Raw genomic sequence first — 21,463 nt, 5'->3', positions numbered from 1 at the left:
CACTGCCATGACCCACCCCACTGCGCCTTACTCGATGGCCGAAGAAGTCGCCAACGCCTTAACCCACGGCATCAGCATGGCGGCGGCCATTGTCGCCACCACGCTGCTGCTGGTGAAAGGCATGCCTACGCTGAGCGGCGCGCAGCTCGCCGGCGTGGCGATCTATGGCGCCAGCTTAATTCTGCTGTTTTTGTGCTCCACGCTCTACCACAGCATCACCCACGGGCCGAGCAAAGCCGCGTTTAAGCGCTTGGACCATTGCGCGATTTACCTGCTGATTGCCGGCACTTATACGCCACTGCTGACCATCACGCTGGCCGATAGCGCCTACGCGAAAATACTGTTGGTGGTGATTTGGCTGCTGGCGTTTGCCGGCGTGCTGTTTAAGGCGTTTTTCATCCACCGCTTTAAAAAGCTCTCACTGATCGCCTATTTGCTGATGGGCTGGCTGTCGCTGGTGTTGATCAATGAGCTATGGGCAAGTCTTGCGCGGCCGGGCTTTTGGCTACTCATTGGCGGCGGTCTGTGCTTTACCGTGGGTGCGGGGTTTTATGCGGCTAAGCAGCTGCCCTACACACACGCGATTTGGCATGTTTTTGTGGCGGCTGGCGCGGCCTGTCATTGCGCGTTGATTGGCCTCTATGTGCTGCCTTAGCGGCTTAAGCCGGCAAGGCCAACATGGGCGCATCGAAATGCCCGACCTTCACGTAAATCAGCGCGCCCTCATCACGCGTGAATGGCGTGTGGCGACTCCAGCGCGGGTTGCGTAGCCAGCTGCCGGCGGGGTAATCGCCCTGCTCATCGCGAAAGACGCCCTCGAGCACGAAAATCTCTTCGCCGCCAGGATGCGTGTGCGGGTTGAACTGCGTATTCGGCGCCCACTTCACCAGCGCGGTATCGACGCCATCGCAGCTGTGCAGCGGCAACACGCTCAAGCCCTCGACCATGCCTTGGCGCCAGGCCATAGCGTGCGTGTTGAGACGCACGGACTGGTCATCGGCCTTGGTAAACTGCCAGAGCTTGACCAATAGCGTGCAGCCCTCACGCGAGAATGGCGCATGCGCGCTGCCCGGTGGGTTGCGCAAATAACTACCGGCCGGGTAGTCGCCCTGCTCATCGGAAAAGATGCCCTCGAGCACAAAAATTTCTTCACCGCCGCCATGCACATGGGTAGGAAACTGCGCGCCCGGCGCATATCGCACCACGCTGGTGGCACGCGCGACCTCACCGCCGACGCGATCGAGCATGTGGCGTGTCACGCCGCCGCTGGGCGAGACGTGCCACTGGGCATCGGCGGCGTGGCAAACTTCGCGCTGAGAGAAGTCGGCTCGAATGAGCGGCTGAGTTAATGATTTCGTCACCAGATGACCACGCTTAATGAACTAAGATCTAAGCTTGGCCCGCACGCAGCGGGCTTTCAATAGCACACGACCAATCGCTGACCCGCGATGCCCTGAGTTTCGTTACACTAGGTCGCATCTTTTCTGGAGTCGCTGCATGAATCGCCTGAAATCTGTGTTTATTTCGCTGTATATGACCCTGCTTGCGGCCGGTATTTTTTATTCGGCGTTTCGCATTGCCATCGAGGGCCCAACGACGCCGTGGATGGGTCTAGCGATTGCCTCGATTGTGCCCGGCGCGTTTTTCATGCGCTTATTTTTGGCGCCGGTGGCACGCACCAGCGAGCGCTTAAGCTGGATGCCGCTGATGGGTTTTATCGCCGCCTGTATACCGGCCACCCTAGCGCCCAACCAACCGTGGGCGTTGATCTCAGCACTGATCAATGGCGTGCTGGGCCCGGCGCTATACATTCGTTGGTACTCACGCTTTGGCACCCGCGACAACGCCACCTTAGCCACCGGCAAACGCTTGCCGCGCTTTGATCTAGTCGATGCCTCAGGCCGGCGCGTGACTAGCAAAGACTTGAGCAAGGGCACCACGCTCTGGCTGTTTTTTCGCGGCAATTGGTGCCCGCTGTGCATGGCACAAATCCAAGAAATCGCCTGGGATTATCAGGAACTAGCTGCGCGCGGCGTGCGCGTCTGTTTGATTAGCCCGCAGTCAGAAAAAAACACGCAAAAACTCGCCAAGCAGTTCGATGTGCCGATGGAGTTTTTCACCGACCCCAATAACGCCGCAGCAACTGCGCTAGGCATTTTAGCTAAAGGCGGTCTACCCGCTGGCTTGCAGGCCTTGGGCTATGACTCCGATGTGCCGATGCCGACCGCGCTCATTACGCGCGCCGGTGGTGAGATTATCTACAGCGATTTGACCGAGAACTATCGCCTGCGGCCTGAGCCACAGGCGTTTATGGCGGCCATCGATGCGGCGGGGCTTGGCAACGTGAGCTAAGCCACAAGCAAGGGCTGCGGTGAGCTCGGAAAGGCATGTGGCTGACTCGTCATTCACGCCGCTGACTGGTCGCCATTAGGCCGCCATGAGATACTATGCGCCACTTTTTTGCGGCAGTTCGCCTGCCCTGTTGGAGTCTCCATGACGCTCGTGCTCGATGGCAAAGCCTTATCTCTGCAAATGGAAGCGCAACTACTCGCGCGCGTGACACGCCTGCGTGACAGCACCGGCCGCACGCCAATTTTGGCAACTATTTTAGTCGGCGATGACCCCGCCTCCGCGACCTATGTGAAGATGAAAGGCAACGCCTGCCATCGCGTTGGCATGGACTCGATCCGCCGCACCTTGCCCAGCGACACCAGCACAGAGCAGCTTTTGGCGGAAATCGCCGCGCTCAATGCCAACCCCGATGTGCACGGCATTTTGCTGCAACACCCGGTGCCTGAGCAGATCGACGAGCGCGCCTGCTTCGATGCCATTGCGCTGGAAAAAGACGTCGATGGCGTGACTTGCTTAGGCTTTGGCCGCATGAGCATGGGCGAGCGCGCTTATGGCTCGGCCACGCCTGCCGGCATCATGAGCCTGCTCAAGGCGTATGATGTAGCACTGGCCGGCAAACACGCGGTGGTGGTGGGCCGCAGTGCGATTTTGGGCAAACCCATGGCCATGATGCTGCTCGGTGCCGATGCCACGGTGACCATTTGCCATTCGAAAACACTCGACTTACCGGCGCTCATTAAACAGGCCGATATTGTCGTCGGCGCCGTGGGCCGGCCTGAGTTTATTAAAGCCGAATGGATTAAGGATGGCGCCGTGGTGGTCGACGCCGGGTATCACCCCGGTGGCGTTGGCGATATTGAATTAGCCCCGCTGATGGGCCGTGTGAGTGCCATCACACCGGTGCCGGGCGGCGTTGGACCAATGACCATCGCCACGCTGATTGAGCAGTCGGTGAGCGCCGCGGAGCGCTAGATCAAGCGCTGAAAACTCAAGCCCGCGTGCTCGCTGAGGCGTTGCTGTAGGCGGTCGCCCATCAAGCTCGCGGGCGTCCAGAAGCCGCCAGCAAAGTCGGCTTTTGGCGTATCGAAGGCCAAGCACATGGCCGCTTGCGCGAGCATTTTGCCGGTGGAGCCGTAGCCGGGATCTTTGTCGCCAACAACTTTCACGGTCATGGACTGACCCGAGGCCGTGCGGCCAATAAAGCGCAGATCATAGAAGCCATTCTCTTGCTCCTCCGGGCTGGGGCCCTCGCCGGGTGCTGGCAGCACTTTGCCGAGCAGCGCGCGCGTGGGCGAGAACGCTGAGCCGACCATGACGCCGGCAATGCCAGCGGCCATCACGCCAGCAGCCAACGCGCCTTTGGCGCCAACACCGGTGCACATGGCTTCGTCGTAGGTGAAGCCTTCGCCCCATGGGTGGCCTTGCAGGGCATGGCTGCGATGCACCACGCGGGTGTTCACGGTGGCCATCACGAAGGGGCCGACCCAGCGCTTAAAGTCGGCGTCGAACTGCACGCCTTGCACATTCGGTTGGCGCACGCGCTTGGCGCCATCATCGGGGCAAATGGCATAGGGGTCGGCCATTTCGCGGCGCACCGCGGGGTCAGCGGCGGCTTCTTTGACGGCGTTCATGAGGCTGGCCACGGTGCCACCGGAAGCGCCACCGCGCATCTTGTAGACACGCATTTTTACCGAGTTGCAAGGCTCGCCTAGGCTGGCCTCGGCTTGTCTCTGGAGAAAATGCACGCCTAAGTCTGAGGGGATCGAGTCAAAGCCGCAGCAATGCACAATGCGCGCGCCGCTGGCTTTGGCCTGCGCCTCATAGCGCTTGATCATGCGGCTGGCCCACTGAATCTCGCCGGTTAGATCGCAATAGTCCGTGCCGGCCTCCACGCAGGCGCGCACGAGCGGCTCGCCATAGAGCGCATAGGGGCCAACGGTTGAAGCAATGACCTTGGTTTGTGCGCATAGCGCCTTGAGCGAGGCTTCATCGCTAGCATCGGCAATGAGTAAGGGCACATCGACGCCAAGCTCAGCGCGCAGTGCATCGAGCTTGGTTTGCGAACGCGCGGCCATGGCCCAGCGCAGCGTGCCCTCGGGCTGACCCGCCAAATAGCGACTTAAAATCTGACCCACAAAGCTGGTGGCACCAAAGACGATGACATCGTAGGACTTGCTCATATTCATCTCCCATTAGCCTGCTATTAGCAGCGTTATTCTTTTTTAAAAAAGCCTATAAAATTAAGCGCTGGGGCGACTCACCAGCAGTTTATCGATGCGCATGCCGTCCATATCAACGACCTCCATGCGCAGTCCCTGCCACGTTAGAACATCGCCGGTTTGCGGAATACCGCCCACCTCAAACAGCACCAAACCCGCTAGCGTTTGAAAGTCGCGACTGGCCTCGAGCTCTTCCGCTTCAAGCGGAAATAAATCACGGAAACGCTCAATCGACAGCGCACCATCGAGCAGCCACGAGCCATCGTCGCGAGTGACCACATCGGGGTCGCGTGAGCTGGCCTCCGAAGGCAGCTCGCCGACCATGGCTTCGAGCAGGTCCGTGAGCGTCACAAGCCCTTGAATATCGCCATACTCATCGACCACCAACGCCATGTGTTGACGGCGCGTGCGCAGCAACTCCAGCAAGGCCATCGGGGTCATCCCGACCGGCGCAAACAAGCCCGGCTTGGCCAGCAGTTCAATATCCCAACCACCACCTTGCAGCTGATGCTGGAACAGCAGTGGCAGAGACATCACACCGACAAAATTACCTCGGCCATCACGACAAACCGGCAAATGGCTGTAGGGCGTTTGCGCGATCAATGCTTTTTGCTCATCAATACTGTCGGCAAGATCCAGCCACGTAATATCAGGCCGCGGCGTCATGATTAGGCCAAGATTCCAGTCGTCCATACGGAAGACATTGGCTACTAGCTCGCGCTCACTGTGATCAAAAATTCCAGCCTGCGCGCCTTCGGCCATCAGCACCTTGATTTCCTCTTCGGTCACCGGTGGGTCATCGACACGTTTTACGCGCAGCAAATCCAGTACCAGCTCGGTCGACCAACTCAAAAAGCGCACCGCTGGATGCGTAATAAAGAGCACGCCACGCATAAATGGTCCAATGACCCGAGCGATACGTTCCGGCGATTGCATGGCCAAGCGCTTCGGCACTAACTCACCGATAATTAACGAGAAATAAGTTATTGAGATAACCATGCAAGCGGTCGCCAAGGGGCTGGCATAGGCCGCTAAGACCGGGATACCCTCGAAAATGGGGCGCAGGCGATCGCTAATCGCGCCCTCGCCAAAAGCACCGCTCATCACGCCAATTAAGGTGATGCCGATTTGTACCGTGGAGAGGAAAAATGTGGGTTGCTCGGCGAGTTTAAGCGCGGCTTTTGCGCCTTTGTCGCCGGCATCCGCCATGTGTTGCAGACGAATACGACGCGACGACACAATCGAAATTTCGGAAAGTGCAAAGACACCATTGAAGGTGATTAACAACAGAATCAGCAGTATGTCCATGGATGGCGGCGGGTAGTGACCGGTAGCGTGGATACGCCGCGCGGGCATCATAACGCGCCACCGCGGCAACGCCTAGCGCTGTGCGACTGACAGCACTCAGGCCGCGAGTCGCACAGCGGCTATTAGTCGCTGGCTTTTAGTCGCTGGCTTTGCGCCAACGCACGCCGTCGCGGCTAAACTCCACGGCCACGCCCATGTCGGCGAGTTGCGCGCGCAACTCATCGGAACGTTGGAAGTTTTTCGCCTGACGCACCTCACGAATTTCCGCCACTAAGGCTTCAACTGTTTCCGCAAATGCCGCATCGCCGGCACCAGCTTGGCGGAACGCCTCAGGCTCATGCTGCAACAAACCCACTATAGCGCCCAAGCGCTTCAGCAGATTGGCGTAGGCGCTGGCCTCTGCACGCGCACCGGCTTTATCGCAACGATTCGCCTCGCGCACCAACTCATACATCACCGCCAAGGCTTCTGGGGTGTTGAAGTCGTCGTTCATGGCTGCTGTGAAGCGCGCCTCGAACTCCGCGGCGTTGGTCGGCTCGCCCTGTGATGGATCGACCAACGCCCCGAGCGTGGCGTAAAACCGCTCCAAGGACTGGCGCGACTGATCGAGCGCGGCATCGGAATAATTCAGCGGACTGCGGTAGTGGCTGGCGGCAATGAAGTAGCGCAACACCTCGGGGTGATAGTTTTTGAGCACTTCACGAATGGTGAAGAAGTTATTCAGCGACTTCGACATTTTCTCGGCATTGACCTGCACAAAACCGACGTGCATCCACGCGTTCACATAAGTCTCGCCGGTGGCGGCTTCCGATTGCGCGATTTCATTTTCATGATGCGGAAACAGCAAGTCGCCGCCGCCACCATGAATATCAAAGCCTGAGCCTAGGCAGCAGGTCGACATCGCGGAACACTCGATATGCCAACCCGGACGCCCCGCGCCCCACGGCGATTGCCACGAGGGCTCATCGGGCTTCACGGCTTTCCACAAGACAAAGTCGAGCGGGTCGGTTTTTAGCTCATCGACCTCCACGCGCGCGCCAGCTTGCAGGTCATCGAGCTTTTTATTCGATAAGCGGCCGTAGCGCGGGAAACTCGAGACATCGAAATAGACATCGCCATTTTTCGCCGGATAGGCATGGCCCTTGTCGACCAGCGTAGTGATCATATTCAAGATGTCATCGACGTGATCGGTGGCTTTGGGTTCTAGCGTCGGCGCCAGTGTGCCGAGCGCGGCCGCATCGTCATTCATCGCCGCAATAAAACGCGCGGTGAGCGCGTCGATGCCCTCGCCGCTCTCATTGGCGCGGCGAATGATTTTGTCGTCGATATCGGTGATGTTGCGCACATAAGTGACCTTGAAGCCAAGGTGGCGCAACCAGCGCGTGATGATGTCAAACGACACCATGACCCGCGCATGACCGATATGGCAGTAGTCATAGACCGTCATGCCGCAGACATAGAGGCTGACCTCGCCCGGCGTGCGCGGCACAAACGGCTGCTTACGGCGCAGCTCGGAGTTATGCAGCACTAACTGTGTGGCGGCAGGATTCACGAGGCTTTACCCCAGGTATCGCGCAAGCTCACGGTGCGATTAAAGATCAAGCGGCCATCGGCTTGATTATCCAAGCAAAAATAGCCTTCACGCTCGAATTGATGGCCCTGCTCGGGCGCGGCATTGGCCAATGACGGCTCCACGCGGGCATCGGCGTAGACCACCAGCGACTCTGGGTTCATCAGCTCGCGATAATCCACTTCGCTGCGATCTGGCGCGGCATCCATAAACAAGCGGTCATAGACACGCACCTCAGCCGGCAGCGAATGACTCGCCGAGACCCAATGCACCACGCCTTTGACTTTACGATCGGTCGGATTCACACCTAAGGTGGCAAGATCGACCGAACATCTGAGTTCGGTGACTAAGCCATCGGCGTCTTTCACGACGTCATCGCAGCGGATGATATACGCGTTACGCAGGCGTACTTCACCGCCCGGAATGAGGCGCTTAAAGCCCTTCGGCGGCACTTCCTCGAAATCGCTGCGATCGATAAAAATCGTTGGCGTGAAGGGGATTTCGCGCTCGCCCATATCGACGTTCGGGTGGCGGCTAGCATGCAACATCTGCAGATGATCTTCGGGCAAATTGGTCAGCGTGACGGGTAAAGGCTTGAGCACGGCCATGGCGCGCGGGGCGGTGAGTTCGAGCTCATCGCGCATGCAAAACTCCAACATGGCCATATCCACCACGCCATCGCTTTTACTAATGCCAACACGCTCACAAAAATTACGCAGCGCCGCCGGTGGGCAACCGCGCCGGCGCAGGCCCGAGATCGTGGGTAGGCGCGGATCATCCCAGCCGCTGACTAGCTGCTCATCGACCAATTGCTTGAGCTTACGTTTGCTAGTCACCGTGTAGTTCAGGTTCAGACGCGCGAACTCGATTTGCTGTGGATGCGGCAGCTGCGGCAACTTGTTAAGTAGCCAGTCATAGAGCGGTCGGTGCGCCTCAAACTCGAGCGTGCACAGCGAGTGCGTGATGCCTTCAAGTGCATCGGAAATCGGGTGCGTGTAGTCATACATCGGGTAGATACACCAGGTATCGCCAGTCTGGTGATGCTGCTGATGACGAATGCGATAGAGAATTGGGTCGCGTAAATTCATATTGCCCGAGCGCATATCGATGCGGGCACGCAAGACCAGCGCGCCATCGGCAAACTCGCCGGCTTTCATGCGGCGAAATAAATCCAGGCTCTCGGCCACTGGGCGCTCGCGATACGGCGAGTCCATGCCGGGCTGCACCAATGTGCCGCGGCCTTCGCGAATTTGCTCCGGCGTTTGCGAGTCCACATAGGCATCACCCTGCTCAATGAGCTGCTCGGCAAAAGCGTATAGCTGATCAAAATAGCTGGAGGCATAGCGCACCGCACCGCCCCATTGAAAGCCCAGCCACTGCACATCCTTGGTAATAGCATCGATGTATTCTTGCGATTCTTTTTCCGGGTTGGTGTCATCGAAGCGCAGATTGCAAACGCCTTCGGCCTCGCGCGCCACGCCAAAATTCAGGCAGATGGATTTGGCATGACCAATGTGCAGATAGCCGTTGGGCTCAGGCGGAAAACGCGTGACGACTTGCGCGGTTTTACCACTCGCCAGATCGTCGGATATTCGGGTTCGGATGAAATCGCTAGCTTCTAACATGGTCTGACTGGCAAAATTAAAGCAGGGAGTCTACCCCGCGGCTTATCAGCCACTCAACCAATAAGGCGCTTTTGCCGCCGCTAATCACTTTGGAGCACTCGCATGAAAGTTGCGCTCAACACCAACTACGGCCAAATCGTTTTAGAACTCAATGCCGATAAAGCCCCAAAAACCGTGGCGAACTTTGTCGAATACGTGAAAAGCGGTCATTACAACGGCACGATTTTCCACCGCATCATTGACGGTTTCATGATTCAAGGCGGCGGCTTCGACGACAAAATGAAGCAAAAATCCACCAATGCGCCCATCGAAAACGAAGCCGACAACGGCCTCACCAACGACATCGGCACGGTCGCCATGGCGCGCACCATGGATCCGCACTCCGCTTCGGCACAATTTTTCATCAATGTTGGCAACAACGGCTTCTTGAACCACAGCGGCAAAAACCCCCAAGGTTGGGGCTATGCGGTGTTTGGCAAAGTCACCGATGGCATGGATGTGGTCAATAAAATCAAAGGCGTACCCACGGGCAATGCCGGCGGCCATCAAGACGTACCGCGCGATGGTGTGGTGATTGAATCGGCTGAGCTGCTCTAAGCCGTGATGAGTTTTTGCTTGCAGGTACGCGCATGAGCCAGACGCTACTGGTCTCCGATGTGCACATCAGTGCCGATCTGACGCGCGTCAACGCCGGCTTTATTGGCCTGCTTGATGCGCTGCCAGCCGACTGCCAGCGCGTCATTGTGCTCGGTGATTTGTTTGAGGTGTGGGTCGGCGATGATTTCAGTTCGACCACGTTAAGCGCGGTGGAGGCGGCGTTTTCGCGGCTCAGCCAGCGCGGCGTGGACTTGCTGTTTTGCCATGGCAACCGCGACTTCCTCATCGATGCCGGGCCGGCAGGCGCAAAGCCATTTACCGAGCGCGTCGGTGGCCGGCTATTGGCTGAGGCCGAGGTCATGGATTTACATGGCACGCCGGTATTGCTCATGCACGGCGATCAGCTCTGCATCGATGACGAGGCCTATATGGCCTTTCGCGCGCAATCGCGCAGCGAGGCGTGGCAGCACGGCATACTCTCGCAGCCGCTGGAACAACGCGTGCAAATTGCCGAGTTCTGGCGTCTGCAAAGTCAGGCGGCCAACAGCAATAAGCCGGAAAACATCATGGATGTGAACGACGCCGAGGTCGTGCGCGTGCTGACTGAGGCCGCCGTGACGACTTTGGTGCATGGCCACACGCATCGCCCGCAACAACACAAACACGTATTAGCCGATGGCCGCGACGCATCGCGCTTTGTCTTAGGTGATTGGCGTGAGTCTGAGGGCAGCGCTGTGATCGCTTGGGCTAATGACAGCGGCGTGCATTTGCAGGACTACCGCTTCTAAAGGCTCAGCCCTCTTTCGGTGGCCGCAAATCCAGCAAGCCGTTAACGTCTTCTGCCGGATCTTGCATCGGGAAGATCTCCGCTGGCGCTTGCGCCGCCGGGCCGCGCGCAGTTTCGACTACCGCCAGCACATCAATCGTGCACAAGGACTGAATGGATTGGTCCTGAATCCGCGCATTGACCTCTTTAACGATTTGATCGCGTACCACCGGATGCACCAGCTTCATTTTATCGAGCACTTCGCTGGGCGGATTTTCGCCAACCAAAACAATATTGACACTTTTGCTGGTGACTAGGTGCGGCACTAAGCGCAGCATCACCGGCTCATACGTCTCGACATCAATATTGACCGAAATGGTGACATCGAGGGCATAGCGCAGGCTCACGCCAAAGATTTCAACATCGAGTTTGAGCGCGCCCTGCACGGCCAGTAAAAAACTGATTTCTGGCAACTTCGCCAAGTCCGGATCGACACGAATATCTTTCAACTCAAAGACATACGAGACGACAAAAAGCTCAGCCGGCAGTTTGCGAATGGAGCCAGCAATGGTGGACTCCAGCGCGGCTTCAATTTCAGTACCAATGCGCCGTGCCGTGACCACCTGATGAATAAAGTTGTGGCCAAACTCCGCGTAACTAATTTTTTTACCCATGCTCACCAATCACATCGTATGTTTTTATAAAGCAGCATTGTGCGCTAATCCGACAGCGGTTTAGTTAACACTAACACGCTAAAAGCTGCCTCGGTGTTCAAAGTTGCCATCGCGGCGACCTGCCTACGGCGCTCAGGACTGGCCTTGTAGGCGTAGGGCGTCATGTCCAGCAAATCAATGATGGCGGCCTGATTGAGGCCTATGTCGTAGCGAATCTCCTGCTGCGACACCATCTGAAAGTGCGGCTGGGAGGCCTCGGCGAACTTGCTCGGCTCATGGTCACGCACCTGCCCAAACAGCGCCTCACGGTAGGCAAACAAATGCGCCGGTGCTGGCGTCACGATCAATGCTCGGCCGCCCGGCTTGAGCAAGCGCCGCATTTCCGCTAAGGGCACCGGCGCGAAAATGCTGGTCAGCACATCGGCGCAGGCATCGGGCAATGGCACGGCCGCGCCGCTTGCCACCGCACATCGTAAGTCAGGGTAGGATTTTGCGGCCAAACGCATGGCTGGCTTGGCAATATCAAAGGCAATAACCTGTGCAGCAACAGTGGCCATCGCCGCACTGTAATAGCCCTCGCCACAGCCCACATCAATGACCACATCGGCGCTGCTGAGGCGTTGCGCGAGGTCATCACGCAGCGGCTGATAATATCCGCCCGCTAGAAATCGTCGGCGCGCTTGCAGGCTGGCGAGCGTGTCACCCGGTGATAGTGACTTTTTCTGCTGCACTGGCAGCAAATTCACATAACCCTCGCGCGCCACATCAAAGCAATGACCGGCGCCGCAACGATAGCTGCGCGCCGCTCCATCGGCACTTAATGCCAGCGCCTCATCAGTCGCGCATAGCGGGCACTGCCACGCGATCATGCGGCCACCTGCGGTATTGGCACGCCGCTGTGAAAGCGCATTTCGGTGTCCGGCTGGTCAATAAGCGCCGCTTCAACTTCACGAAAAAATGCCACACGCTCACCAATCGGCTCGTCGCTATAACGCTCTGCCAGCCCCAAATAATGCGTGAAATGGCGCGCTTCAGAACGCAACAAAAAGGTATAGAAGCGCTTGAGCTCATCATCGAGGTGCGCCGCCACAGCAGCAAAGCGCTCACAGGAACGCGCCTCAACAAACGCGCCAATAATCATCAGGTCGACCAAATGCGCGGGCTCATAGGTGCGCACATGCTGGCGCAGGCCATTGGCGTAGCGGCTCGCCGACAAAGGCTTATAGCTGATGCCGCGCTTGGCCATGAGCACGCGCACCTGCTCATAATGCAGCAGCTCTTCACGCGCCAATTGCGTCAGCTCAGTTTGCAGCTGTTCGCGGTCGTTGTAGCGAAACAGCATGTTCATGGCCGTACTGGCCGCCTTTTTTTCACAATTTGCATGGTCTTGCAGCAGCGTCGGCACGTCGGCCACTGCCGCCTGCACCCAGGCATCGGTTGTTGCCACACCGAGAAAGTCGCGGACCGGCTGAAGAAAATCACCACTCATGGTTTTGCCATCATTGCTTCACAGGCGCGCAGTATAGCGAATGTCGCCACTGACTTGGGCGCAACATCCGCCTGACCGCCAGCCCTCAGCGCGGTGGTCGATCTTGGTGCACTGCCAATCATCGTCTATGCTTGCGCGACTCGATTGGGTATTTTTTATGACAGACACCTCGCTTTCGCCAAATGACTTGGCTTTCAAAGACCGGCTATCGATGATGGCACTGAAGTGGTTGGCCAAGTTGCCACTGCCGTTATTACAGCGCTTAGGGCAAGTGATTGGCCAATTCGTCGCGCATTTTCCGCATACCGGCATGCATCAGACGGTCTTGCGCAATGTCGAACGCGCCTATCCGCAGCAGAGCCGCCAATGGCACCTGAACACCACCAAAGCCAGTATTGTCAGTACCGCCATGACGGCGCTGGAGTTCACTAAAACGTGGGGCATGCCACCTGCCTTTAGTTTGTCGCAGGTGCGCGAAGTGCATGGCCAAGCACTATTTGATGAAGCGCTAGCCTCCGGCCGAGGCGTGATGTGTATCGTGCCGCACTGGGGCACATGGGAAGTCCTCAATGCCTGGGTCAACAGCTTTGTCGCGCCAACTATTATGTATAAACCCGGCAAACAACCTGGTGTCGATGCGCTGGTGCTCGAAGCGCGCGCCCGCCTGCGTGCCACTATTGTCCCTACCGATGACAGCGGCGTGCGAGCCACCTTTAAAACCCTGAAAAAAGGCGGTTTCACGGCGATTTTGCCCGACCACACACCGAAAGATAACGGCGGCATCTTTGCCCCATTTTTTGGCACATCAACATGGACTGGGGTCATGGTGCCGAAGCTCATTCAGCGCACCCAGTGCGCCGTGGTTGTCCTCGGCTGTATGCGCCGAGCAGATGGCCAAGGTTATGATGTCTATGTATTGCCGGCAGACCCCGCCGTCCACGACGAGGACTTAGCCAGCGCGACGGCGGCCATGAACCGCTCCATGGAAGCATTAGTTGCTATCGCGCCAGAGCAATACCAATGGACCTACAAGCGCTTCAAAAAAAATGAGCATGAGCCAGATTTTTATCGCAAGCAGGTGTAGTCGGCGAGCAATATATTAACTGTAACGTCTGCAATGACTTAGGCCGTAATGATCAGCGGGTGTTGCGGTATCGTGGCGATATTTTAGCCAAGCCTTATAGCAAAATAATCTATCGTGTCGCCTCACATTGGCGCCAATTTCTTACAAGCTCAAATCTAAAACAGCGACTTAAGCCGGCCTATCGACCTAAGTTTCATAGCACGATTTGTTTTTGGTCAGCCGCTCAGATCCGTGCCACAGTGACATCTCTTGACTGAACGGGAGAGCCAAATGACGGTGCTGATGGGTGTGGGCGTATCGATGTTAGTGGCTTTTAACGTGTGGGCAATGATTGCAGAGCCCATTGAGAGTAATCGTTTTACAAAACCGAAGGCGTGAAGCAAACCACTGATCATCCGACCAGTGGCAGTCAAACTCTCTTGTGACGCGTGCCTATCTCGCTATACTGTACACATGAACAGTATAGCGAGATAATCTGATGAATAGCCTAGCCTCTGCCCTCACCCTTATTCTTCTCATGACCAGTGTTTGGGCCCTCATTATGAATAAGCCCGACCTAACGCCCTCTACCGACAACACCAGCGCAAAAAACTAAGCACGGCGTGCAGCGCTGCGCTAACCTCATGCGATTTGTCATTACACCTAGACCCACTACAGCCGAGTAAAGTGCCCTCACACGCTGACTAAATTATTGGTTGGTTTTGTATAAGACACTTTTACTGCACGAGCTGCTAGGATGCAAAAAATAGCAATAAGGACGCATCGTATGAGCGCTGTAACATTTACCCATCTTTGTGCCCGCACACCTGCCCTCGATACCCCAGATACCGCCAGCCTGCGTGAGCAAATTCGCTTCTATTTCGACAGCACCTTCACACTCTATGAGCGCTTGTTTGACACGCTCGCCTGCGATGAGGCCTATTACAAGAAGCCCATCAGCCTGCGTCATCCGCTGATCTTCTATTTCGGCCATACCGCAACTTTCTTTATCAATAAGTTTTTGCTCGCGCGTCTTATCGATACTCGCATCAATGCCCGCTTTGAATCGCTCTTTGCCGTTGGTGTTGATGAAATGAGCTGGGACGACCTGAACGATGCGCACTATGACTGGCCCACCGTGGCCGAAGTCGCCGACTACCGCAAACGCGTTCGCCAAACAGTATTGTCCATCATCGACAACACGCCACTCACCGGCCCGATCACCTGGGATCACCCATGGTGGGCCATTATTATGGGCGTTGAACACGAGCGCATCCATTTGGAAACGTCGTCGGTATTGATTCGTCAACATAGCCTCGACATGGTGAAACCTCAGGCCGCGTGGGCGCCTTGCCGCCAACACGGCCCCGCACCAAGCAACCGTCTGCTGCCAGTAAGCGCCGGCGACGTAGCACTGGGCAAAGACTGGCAAGATCCCTACTACGGCTGGGATAACGAATACGGCCACCATCAACCCCATGTGGACACCTTTCAAGCCAGTGAATTCTTAGTCAGCAACCAAGAGTACCTCGCCTTTGTTGAGGCTGATGGCTACAGCCAAGCACAGTATTGGAGCGATGAAGGCTGGCACTGGCGAACCTACAGCTGCGCGACCATGCCGACTTTTTGGCGTCTCGATGGTGACCAATATCGCCTTCGCCTGATGACCGAAGAAGTGGCGATGCCATGGAACTGGCCAGTAGAGGTTAACTGCCTGGAAGCCGAGGCTTTTTGTCGCTGGCTCAGCGCCACATCGGGTCAGCGCATTCAGCTGCCCACAGAAGATCAATGGCATCGACTAGCTGATGTCAGTGAGCGCCGCGAAGTCCCCCTGCGCACAGCCGCCAACGCCAATATTCATCTCGACCATTACGCATCGTCGTGCCCCGTAGATCAGTTTCAACACGGTGATTTCTACGACGTCTCCGGCAATGTCTGGCAATGGACACAAACACCGACCTATCCATTTCCCGGCTTCGATGTGCACGGCATTTACGACGATTTCACCACGCCAACCTTCGATGATCGTCATAATTTAATGATGGGCGGCTCGTGGATTTCCTGCGGCAATGAATCGCGTCGCAGCGCCCGTTACGCTTTTCGTCGCCATTTCTTTCAACACGCCGGCTTTCGCTATGTGCAAAGCTCACAGGAGCCCACCGTGACCCCGCAATACTACGAAACCGACCGCCAGCTCGTCGAATACGCCGAATTTCATTACGGCGATGAGTACTTTAACGTCGCCAACTTTCCCAAGGCGCTGGCCGATATAGCCATTGCCGCTTGCGCTGGTCGTCCCATGCGGCGTGCGCTTGATTTAGGCTGTGCAACGGGTCGCTCCAGCTTCGAGCTAGCGAAAGCCTTCGATGACGTCACCGGCATTGATTTTTCAGCGCGATTTATAGACCTGGCGGTGAACTTAGCGACTAGCGGCAGCGTGCGCTACACCCTCGTCGATGAAGGCGAACTCGTCAGCTATAAAACCCGCACACTCGAAGCGCTCGGCCTCGCGTCAAATGCTGCTAACGTGCAGTTTAGCCAAGGCGACGCGTGTAATTTGAAGCCGCACTTCACTGGCTATGACTTAATCTTAGCCGCGAACTTGATCGACAGACTCTATGATCCTGCGCAATTTACACGCCACATTCATGAGCGCTTAAACATTGGCGGCGTCTTGATGATCACCTCGCCCTACACGTGGCTGACCGAACACACGCCGCGTGCTGACTGGCTCGGTGGCTTCAAAAAAGATGGTGAAACCTACACCACACTCGATGCCTTACATGAACACCTCAGCGCCCACTTCGAGCCATTACAAGCCGCGCAAGACGTGCCCTTTGTGATTCGCGAAACACGGCGCAAATACCAACACAGCGTTAGCGAGGCGAGCTTCTGGGTTCGTGTGCGGTGAGCATCGACTTCGATCAGCGCATTAACCGCGCCGGTACCGGTAGCGAAAAGTTTGATGCGCGTGAGCGTATTTTTGGTCGCCACGATGTCATTCCGCTATGGGTCGCCGACATGGATTTTGCCGCGCCGGCCTGCGTGGCAGAAGCAGTGCAAGCGCGCGCCCTACACCCGATTTATGGCTACAGCGTGGTGCCCGAGCGGCTTTTTCATCACCTCTTAAATTGGCTCGATGAGCGCTTTAACTGGCAGCCAGCCCGCGAGGACATACTGCTTTCGCCGGGCGTCGTGCCCGCGCTCTATGCCGCGGTCAACGCCCTAACAGCGCCGGGCGACGGCATTATCGTCATGCCACCCGTGTATCCGCCGCTATTTCGCGCAGTGACTGACAATCAACGCCAACTCATTCTCAACCCGTTGCGACTGGTAGAGGCCAGCGGCCACGCACCGCACTACGAAATCGACTGGGATGGCCTTGAGCAATGCGCCACGAAAGCGACAATGTTGCTGTTTTGCTCGCCACACAACCCCGTTGGTCGCGTTTGGCGGCGTGATGAGCTCACTCGGCTGCTCGATATTGCCGAGCGCCACGACCTCATTATTGTCTCCGACGAGATTCACGCCGACCTCACGTTCACGCCACACACGGTATTGGCCAGCCTGCCCGGCGCGGCGCGGCGTGTCATCACCACCATGGCACCGAGCAAAACATTTAATGTGCCGGGCTTAGGTCTGGCTTGGCTGGCTGTCAACAATAGCCACCACCGTAGCGCCATTAGTAGGCAATACGCAGCGCTTGCCATCCATGTCAACAATCCGCTGTCTTTGGTTGCTGCGGAGGCAGCCTATGGTCATGGTCAAGCCTGGCTGAATGCCCTACTCACCTACATTAAAGGCACGCACGACCACGTGGTGGCGCGCTTGGCCGAGCACCCACAGTTGCCGCAAGCCATCGCCGCTGAGGGCAGCTACTTACTTTGGCTCGACTGCCGACACCTCGGCCTCACAGATGCCCAACTACATCAACATTTTGTAGAAAAAGCAGGCCTCGGCCTCAGCGCTGGTGTGTTTTTTGGCGACGCCGGCAGCGGCTTTATGCGCCTTAACCTCGCCTCGCCTCGCGCAGTCATCGACACGGCCATTAGCCAGCTCATCGACAGCTTTTAGGCAAATAATCGTTGCCAGAATCCACTGCCTTCGCTATCATGCGCGCCACTTAGACGCTTAGCTCAGTTGGTTAGAGCACTACCTTGACATGGTAGGGGTCAGCAGTTCGAGTCTGCTAGTGTCTACCAAATACCGAAACCCGCTAAGCCTTGCGCCTAGCGGGTTTTGTGCTTTCTGGGGTTTGAAAAATCTGCAGGCCGCGCAGCCTTAAAAGCCATCTGGACCAAATCTGGACCAGATCTTGACCATTATTTCTGATTAGCTTGAGGGAGTTGATCAACTCCCTCAACTTCGTTGGTCAGAAGATGACCAACTTTGACCCCTACCCTAAAATGTCTTTTCTGCAGCTAAAGCGCGTGAAAATCATTCAGCTTCTTTTTGAGGTGCACTTGAGTCGAACTCGAGTAGATCTTTAACTTCGCACGCAAATAGACGGCAAAGCTTATCTAGCGCATCCATATCCAGTCGTTGCACTTCATCTTTGTACATCAGCGTCAGCATTGTGCGTTTGATGCCTGTCTCTCGCATCACATCAGCAATGTTCATTTTACGCTCGCCCATTAAGCGCCCTAGATGACAACGAATCATAGATAAATCCAAATAATTACACTTAGGATGAAAAAAGTACTTGCAGAGTCTAATTGATTCAGTTAAATTCAACTTAGAGTGAAATTTTGCTAAATCAATAGCACTTTCTCCACTCAGTTGATGATCAACCAGAGGGTACAGATATGCAAGACCTAACGTTTTTGACCACCGAAGAGCTAGCGAAAAAAATCCGCTACTCAGCGCGCTACATTCGTCGCCATCTTGTGGATTACAAGCTACATGAAGGCGTGCATTACACACGCCCTTTTGGCGGAAAAAAAATGCTGTTTATTTGGGAGCGCATTCAAGAAGAGATGAATGTAGACCAAATGAGCATTCCTCTCGCATCAGGAGGAATCTGCCATGGGTAACATTCGCGTGCAGCCAAGCGGCAAGCTGTATTTTGATTTCCGCTATCTTGGGAAGCGTTGCCGCGAGGTGACTGCTCTGCCAAACACAGCTCCTAATCGCAAACGATTAGAAGCTGTCATGGGAAAGATCGAAATCGAAATTGGTAATGGCCGCTTTGATTACGCCGCCTACTTTCCAACGAGTTCGTTTCTGAAAACAATTCTGCTAGAGCAGAAGCGTTCTGATCAGGGCCGCCTTGGAGAAGAGCTTCCAACATTCGAACGTATGGTCAGATCTTGGCTTGCCGAGCATGAGGTTGAATGGCGTGCTAACTATCGAAATACGATTTTTAGTCTTTTCGAAAAGCACATCATTCCTTTTCTAGGTGGCCTGCCAGTTGATGCCATCACTCGAGATGACCTCGTGGATTTTCGTAACTCACGAGTGAGGTATCGCACCCCAGGCGGGATTGCTCTTCAAACCGGCTCGATCAACCGCATGATGACGCTAGTCAAAGCGGTGATTGAGGAAGCTTGTGCTCGCTACAAGATTCCAAACCCTTACGAGCGTATTAAGAAGCTCAAAGAAGAGAAGCGGCACATCACACCATTCACGCTCGATGAGGTGAGTCGCATCCTTGAGGATGTACGAGCGGACTTCCGAGACTACTTGATCATCAAGTTCTTTACCGGCATGCGAACGGGTGAAGTCCATGGGCTACGCTGGAAGTGTGTCGACTTTGACCGGGGCTTCATTGCCGTTCGTGAGACACACGGAAAGTCCGGGTTTGAATACACCAAAAACGACCCATCACAGCGTGACATCCGCATGTCCAGCAAAGTGCGTGAAGCTCTACAACGACAATTTAAGATCACCGGCCATTACGGGCGTGACGGCTTAGTGTTCTGTAATAGAAACGGCCTACCAGTCGATGATAAGAACTTCTGCAATCGGATCTGGAAGCCGATGCTAGAAGACCTAGTCATCCCCTACCGTCGGCCTTACGACACACGCCATACCGCTGCCACGCTGATGCTCGCCTCCGGTGAATCACCAGAATGGATTGCTAATCAGCTCGGTCATAGCAACACCAAGATGCTGTTCTCCGTATACAGCAACTTCGTCCCTAATCTCACACGCAACGACGGCAGTGCGATGGATCGACTCATCACCACATCCGTATCTAATCTCTAAGGTGCCCACTATGAACGTGATCAACCTCGATGCAGTTCGTCTGCAACATCGCAAAGAGTGCAGTAATCGCATTGTGCTTCGAATGGCACAAGCACTGCTCAACACCTATTCAGTGAGCCCATTGCTAGACCTTGCTGCTGTGCTTGGTTACGAGCAATCACTCACCAACCAAGAAGCACTGACTCGATACATCAAAGAGCAAATGCGCATGGTTGATGAGCCACTGGCCAGTGCTGTTTTCAACATCATGTGCGATCGCCTTCAATACACGCTCAGTCGCCTGCCTTCACATCAGCATGGAGGACTTTGATCATGCTGATTAATACCTCCCAGCTTCACGATCACGTCGGTGACTCGATCTCCATCCAGGGGCGATTAGTAGGCCTTGAGCAATGCTTGGCGAAGAATGGGCATAGCTACTTTCGGCTCAAGCTTGTCGATAGCGCAGGAGCCATTAAAGCCTATGTATGGCCTGAAGCATCGCTTTATGAGTTCATTGAAACCATCAATGTTAGTGAGCAGCATTTAGTTGAGCTAAATGGCCGAGTAACCCACTTGAATGGGTGTCATTTTTTGAAGCTCAGCGAGCTGTATGTCGTTTCAGCTAGCCATGTGCGCAATGGTGCTGCCCTGCTCCCTTTGCCATTGGTTCCTGTACGCGCTAGAGAGGCCTTGGACTGGCTTATTAACTTCATTGACGAGCTAAGCAATGAGCCACTTCGTGCCTTTCTGACCGGCATATTGATGGATCCAACCATTGGCCATCGATTCATTCGCTGCCGAGCCAGTGCTAGCTATCACAGTGCGTACCCTGGCGGATTACTTGTGCACTCCGTGCAGGTAGCTCAACTAGCAGGAAGTTGGGCGGTAATGCTCGGTGAATCGGAGCTCTTTATTGCACTCACTCAAGTCGCTGCGTTGCTACATGACTTAGGCAAAATCGATACGGTCGGCGAGAAGAATCCACGCCCGATGAACCCCTCGTTGTACCAGCACGAAATACAGACCGTTCACCTCTTGGCACCACACATAAGTCGGTTAATAGCGGATGCGCGTATTGAGGGTATGGTGATATCACATTTGATAGGCCGCCTTGCCTCTACCAAGCACTATAGAGAGCAGTCGATGATCGAAGAGCTTGTTCGGTTTGCCGATCAGGCATCCGCTGGGCACCAGCAAAAGCAGTCGCTAGAGCAACTGATTAAGCTGCTCCCGCAACAATCTAGCAATGATGATAGCTTCTATAACCGCTTCTGTGTCTAGTCAGACAACATTGTGTGACTAGCGCCTTCGCCTAAATTAGTGTCTATAGAAATAGGTCCGTATCACAACGGCTCGCCACAAGTAGTGCTGCTTTCCGTTTATCCTGATAAATACCTCATCAAGATATAATGTATCACCGAACCCGCCATGCTTTTGTTTATGTCTGCAAGCATAGGCAGGCCCGAATTTGACACACCACAATCGGATCGCCTCATAACTGACAGAGATACCCTTCTCTGCCAGCAAGCCTTCGATATCACGAAAGCTCAGGTTAAAGCAGTAATAGATCCAGACTGCGTAGCTGATGATGCTGGGGTGAAATCGATGACG

Annotated in this window: 20 protein-coding genes, 1 tRNA gene and 1 pseudogene; 13 read left to right on the top strand and 9 right to left on the bottom strand. The window is 55.6% G+C overall.

Annotated features, from left to right (window positions below; all coding sequences use genetic code 11):
• Window positions 1-7 precede the first annotated feature (7 nt).
• Window positions 8-655 carry a PAQR family membrane homeostasis protein TrhA gene (gene trhA, locus DFR26_RS06375; RefSeq protein ID WP_245953027.1) on the top strand — a complete coding sequence of 216 codons (648 nt, stop codon included), beginning with the start codon at window positions 8-10 and terminating at the stop codon, window positions 653-655.
• A 4-nt stretch (window positions 656-659) separates the two neighbouring features.
• Here the strand turns inward: trhA and DFR26_RS06370 are convergent, their stop codons facing one another.
• A complete protein-coding gene (locus tag DFR26_RS06370) occupies window positions 660-1,361 on the bottom strand; it encodes a cupin domain-containing protein (protein ID WP_245953026.1) in 702 nt (233 codons plus the stop codon).
• Between the two features lie 136 nt (window positions 1,362-1,497).
• On the opposite strand from DFR26_RS06370, the gene DFR26_RS06365 reads away from it, so the two are divergent.
• Together DFR26_RS06365 and folD are read left to right on the top strand one after the other, a co-directional pair.
• Entirely contained in the window at window positions 1,498-2,352 is an 855-nt protein-coding gene (locus DFR26_RS06365; protein WP_116208104.1) for a peroxiredoxin family protein, read from the top strand.
• A 141-nt stretch (window positions 2,353-2,493) separates the two neighbouring features.
• The gene (gene folD, locus DFR26_RS06360; RefSeq protein ID WP_116208103.1) at window positions 2,494-3,324 is read left to right on the top strand and encodes a bifunctional methylenetetrahydrofolate dehydrogenase/methenyltetrahydrofolate cyclohydrolase FolD; all 831 of its coding nucleotides are present in this window, start codon (window positions 2,494-2,496) and stop codon (window positions 3,322-3,324) included.
• On the opposite strand, the gene DFR26_RS06355 is transcribed toward folD, so the two are convergent.
• The 4 genes and pseudogenes from DFR26_RS06355 to DFR26_RS06340 all read right to left on the bottom strand — a co-directional run.
• Window positions 3,321-4,538 (bottom strand): saccharopine dehydrogenase family protein, encoded by a 1,218-nt coding sequence (locus tag DFR26_RS06355; protein ID WP_425453356.1) that lies wholly within the window; start codon window positions 4,536-4,538, stop codon window positions 3,321-3,323. The two genes, folD and DFR26_RS06355, sit on opposite strands and share 4 nt — an antisense overlap.
• Before the next feature lie 54 nt (window positions 4,539-4,592).
• Window positions 4,593-5,927 carry a hemolysin family protein gene (locus DFR26_RS06350; protein WP_220375723.1) on the bottom strand — a complete coding sequence of 445 codons (1,335 nt, stop codon included), beginning with the start codon at window positions 5,925-5,927 and terminating at the stop codon, window positions 4,593-4,595.
• Between the two features lie 88 nt (window positions 5,928-6,015).
• Window positions 6,016-7,431 (bottom strand): cysteine--tRNA ligase, encoded by a 1,416-nt coding sequence (cysS, locus tag DFR26_RS06345; protein WP_116208102.1) that lies wholly within the window; start codon window positions 7,429-7,431, stop codon window positions 6,016-6,018.
• Window positions 7,428-9,086, bottom strand: a pseudogene (locus DFR26_RS06340) (glutamine--tRNA ligase/YqeY domain fusion protein); the annotation flags it as partial. The gene cysS and the pseudogene DFR26_RS06340, both read right to left, overlap by 4 nt.
• 90 nt (window positions 9,087-9,176) lie before the next feature.
• Between DFR26_RS06340 and DFR26_RS06335 the strand changes: the two are divergent.
• Together DFR26_RS06335 and DFR26_RS06330 are read left to right on the top strand one after the other, a co-directional pair.
• Window positions 9,177-9,671: a peptidylprolyl isomerase gene (locus DFR26_RS06335; RefSeq protein WP_116208100.1), complete on the top strand. Its 495-nt coding sequence runs from the start codon at window positions 9,177-9,179 to the stop codon at window positions 9,669-9,671.
• A gap of 32 nt (window positions 9,672-9,703) precedes the next feature.
• Window positions 9,704-10,459, top strand: coding sequence for a UDP-2,3-diacylglucosamine diphosphatase (locus DFR26_RS06330; protein ID WP_116208099.1), 756 nt, complete (start codon window positions 9,704-9,706; stop codon window positions 10,457-10,459).
• A 4-nt stretch (window positions 10,460-10,463) separates the two neighbouring features.
• Here DFR26_RS06330 and DFR26_RS06325 read toward each other — a convergent pair whose 3' ends face one another.
• The 3 genes from DFR26_RS06325 to DFR26_RS06315 are packed head-to-tail and all read right to left on the bottom strand — an operon-like array spanning window position 10,464 to window position 12,600.
• Window positions 10,464-11,111, bottom strand: a complete 648-nt coding sequence (locus DFR26_RS06325) for a hypothetical protein (RefSeq protein ID WP_116208098.1) — start codon at window positions 11,109-11,111, stop codon at window positions 10,464-10,466.
• Window positions 11,112-11,155: 44 nt separating this feature from the next.
• A complete protein-coding gene (locus DFR26_RS06320; protein WP_116208097.1) occupies window positions 11,156-11,980 on the bottom strand; it encodes a putative RNA methyltransferase in 825 nt (274 codons plus the stop codon).
• Window positions 11,977-12,600, bottom strand: coding sequence for a MiaE family protein (locus DFR26_RS06315; RefSeq protein ID WP_116208096.1), 624 nt, complete (start codon window positions 12,598-12,600; stop codon window positions 11,977-11,979). The genes DFR26_RS06320 and DFR26_RS06315 overlap by 4 nt, the downstream gene beginning before the upstream one ends.
• Window positions 12,601-12,640: 40 nt before the next feature.
• On the opposite strand from DFR26_RS06315, the gene DFR26_RS06310 reads away from it, so the two are divergent.
• The 4 genes from DFR26_RS06310 (at window position 12,641) to DFR26_RS06295 (ending at window position 17,865) form a co-directional block, all read left to right on the top strand.
• Window positions 12,641-13,684 carry a lysophospholipid acyltransferase family protein gene (locus DFR26_RS06310; protein WP_116208095.1) on the top strand — a complete coding sequence of 348 codons (1,044 nt, stop codon included), beginning with the start codon at window positions 12,641-12,643 and terminating at the stop codon, window positions 13,682-13,684.
• Between the two features lie 766 nt (window positions 13,685-14,450).
• On the top strand, window positions 14,451-16,574 hold the full coding sequence (ovoA, locus tag DFR26_RS06305; protein ID WP_116208094.1) for a 5-histidylcysteine sulfoxide synthase: 2,124 nt from the start codon (window positions 14,451-14,453) through the stop codon (window positions 16,572-16,574).
• A complete protein-coding gene (locus tag DFR26_RS06300; RefSeq protein WP_116208093.1) occupies window positions 16,571-17,737 on the top strand; it encodes a MalY/PatB family protein in 1,167 nt (388 codons plus the stop codon). Before ovoA ends, DFR26_RS06300 begins: the two co-directional genes overlap by 4 nt.
• Before the next feature lie 51 nt (window positions 17,738-17,788).
• Window positions 17,789-17,865, top strand: a tRNA-Val gene (locus tag DFR26_RS06295).
• A gap of 235 nt (window positions 17,866-18,100) precedes the next feature.
• Here DFR26_RS06295 and DFR26_RS06290 read toward each other — a convergent pair.
• Window positions 18,101-18,325, bottom strand: a complete 225-nt coding sequence (locus DFR26_RS06290) for a helix-turn-helix domain-containing protein (RefSeq protein WP_116208092.1) — start codon at window positions 18,323-18,325, stop codon at window positions 18,101-18,103.
• A 143-nt stretch (window positions 18,326-18,468) separates the two neighbouring features.
• Between DFR26_RS06290 and DFR26_RS06285 the strand changes: the two genes are divergently transcribed.
• From DFR26_RS06285 to DFR26_RS06270, 4 genes are read left to right on the top strand one after another with little or no spacing between them, the layout of a single operon-like run.
• A complete protein-coding gene (locus DFR26_RS06285) occupies window positions 18,469-18,696 on the top strand; it encodes a hypothetical protein (RefSeq protein ID WP_116208091.1) in 228 nt (75 codons plus the stop codon).
• A complete protein-coding gene (locus DFR26_RS06280) occupies window positions 18,689-19,870 on the top strand; it encodes an Arm DNA-binding domain-containing protein (protein ID WP_116208090.1) in 1,182 nt (393 codons plus the stop codon). The genes DFR26_RS06285 and DFR26_RS06280 overlap by 8 nt, the downstream gene beginning before the upstream one ends.
• A gap of 10 nt (window positions 19,871-19,880) precedes the next feature.
• On the top strand, window positions 19,881-20,180 hold the full coding sequence (locus tag DFR26_RS06275) for a hypothetical protein (protein ID WP_147300271.1): 300 nt from the start codon (window positions 19,881-19,883) through the stop codon (window positions 20,178-20,180).
• A 2-nt stretch (window positions 20,181-20,182) separates the two neighbouring features.
• Complete coding sequence (locus DFR26_RS06270) at window positions 20,183-21,133, top strand: HD domain-containing protein (protein WP_116208088.1); 951 nt, start codon at window positions 20,183-20,185, stop codon at window positions 21,131-21,133.
• Window positions 21,134-21,463: the final 330 nt, after the last annotated feature.

Source organism: Paraperlucidibaca baekdonensis (assembly GCF_003387535.1).
GTDB lineage: Bacteria > Pseudomonadota > Gammaproteobacteria > Pseudomonadales > Moraxellaceae > Perlucidibaca > Perlucidibaca baekdonensis.
The sequence above is the reverse complement of the archived record's forward strand: the minus strand, read 5'-3'. Positions and strand labels throughout refer to the sequence as shown.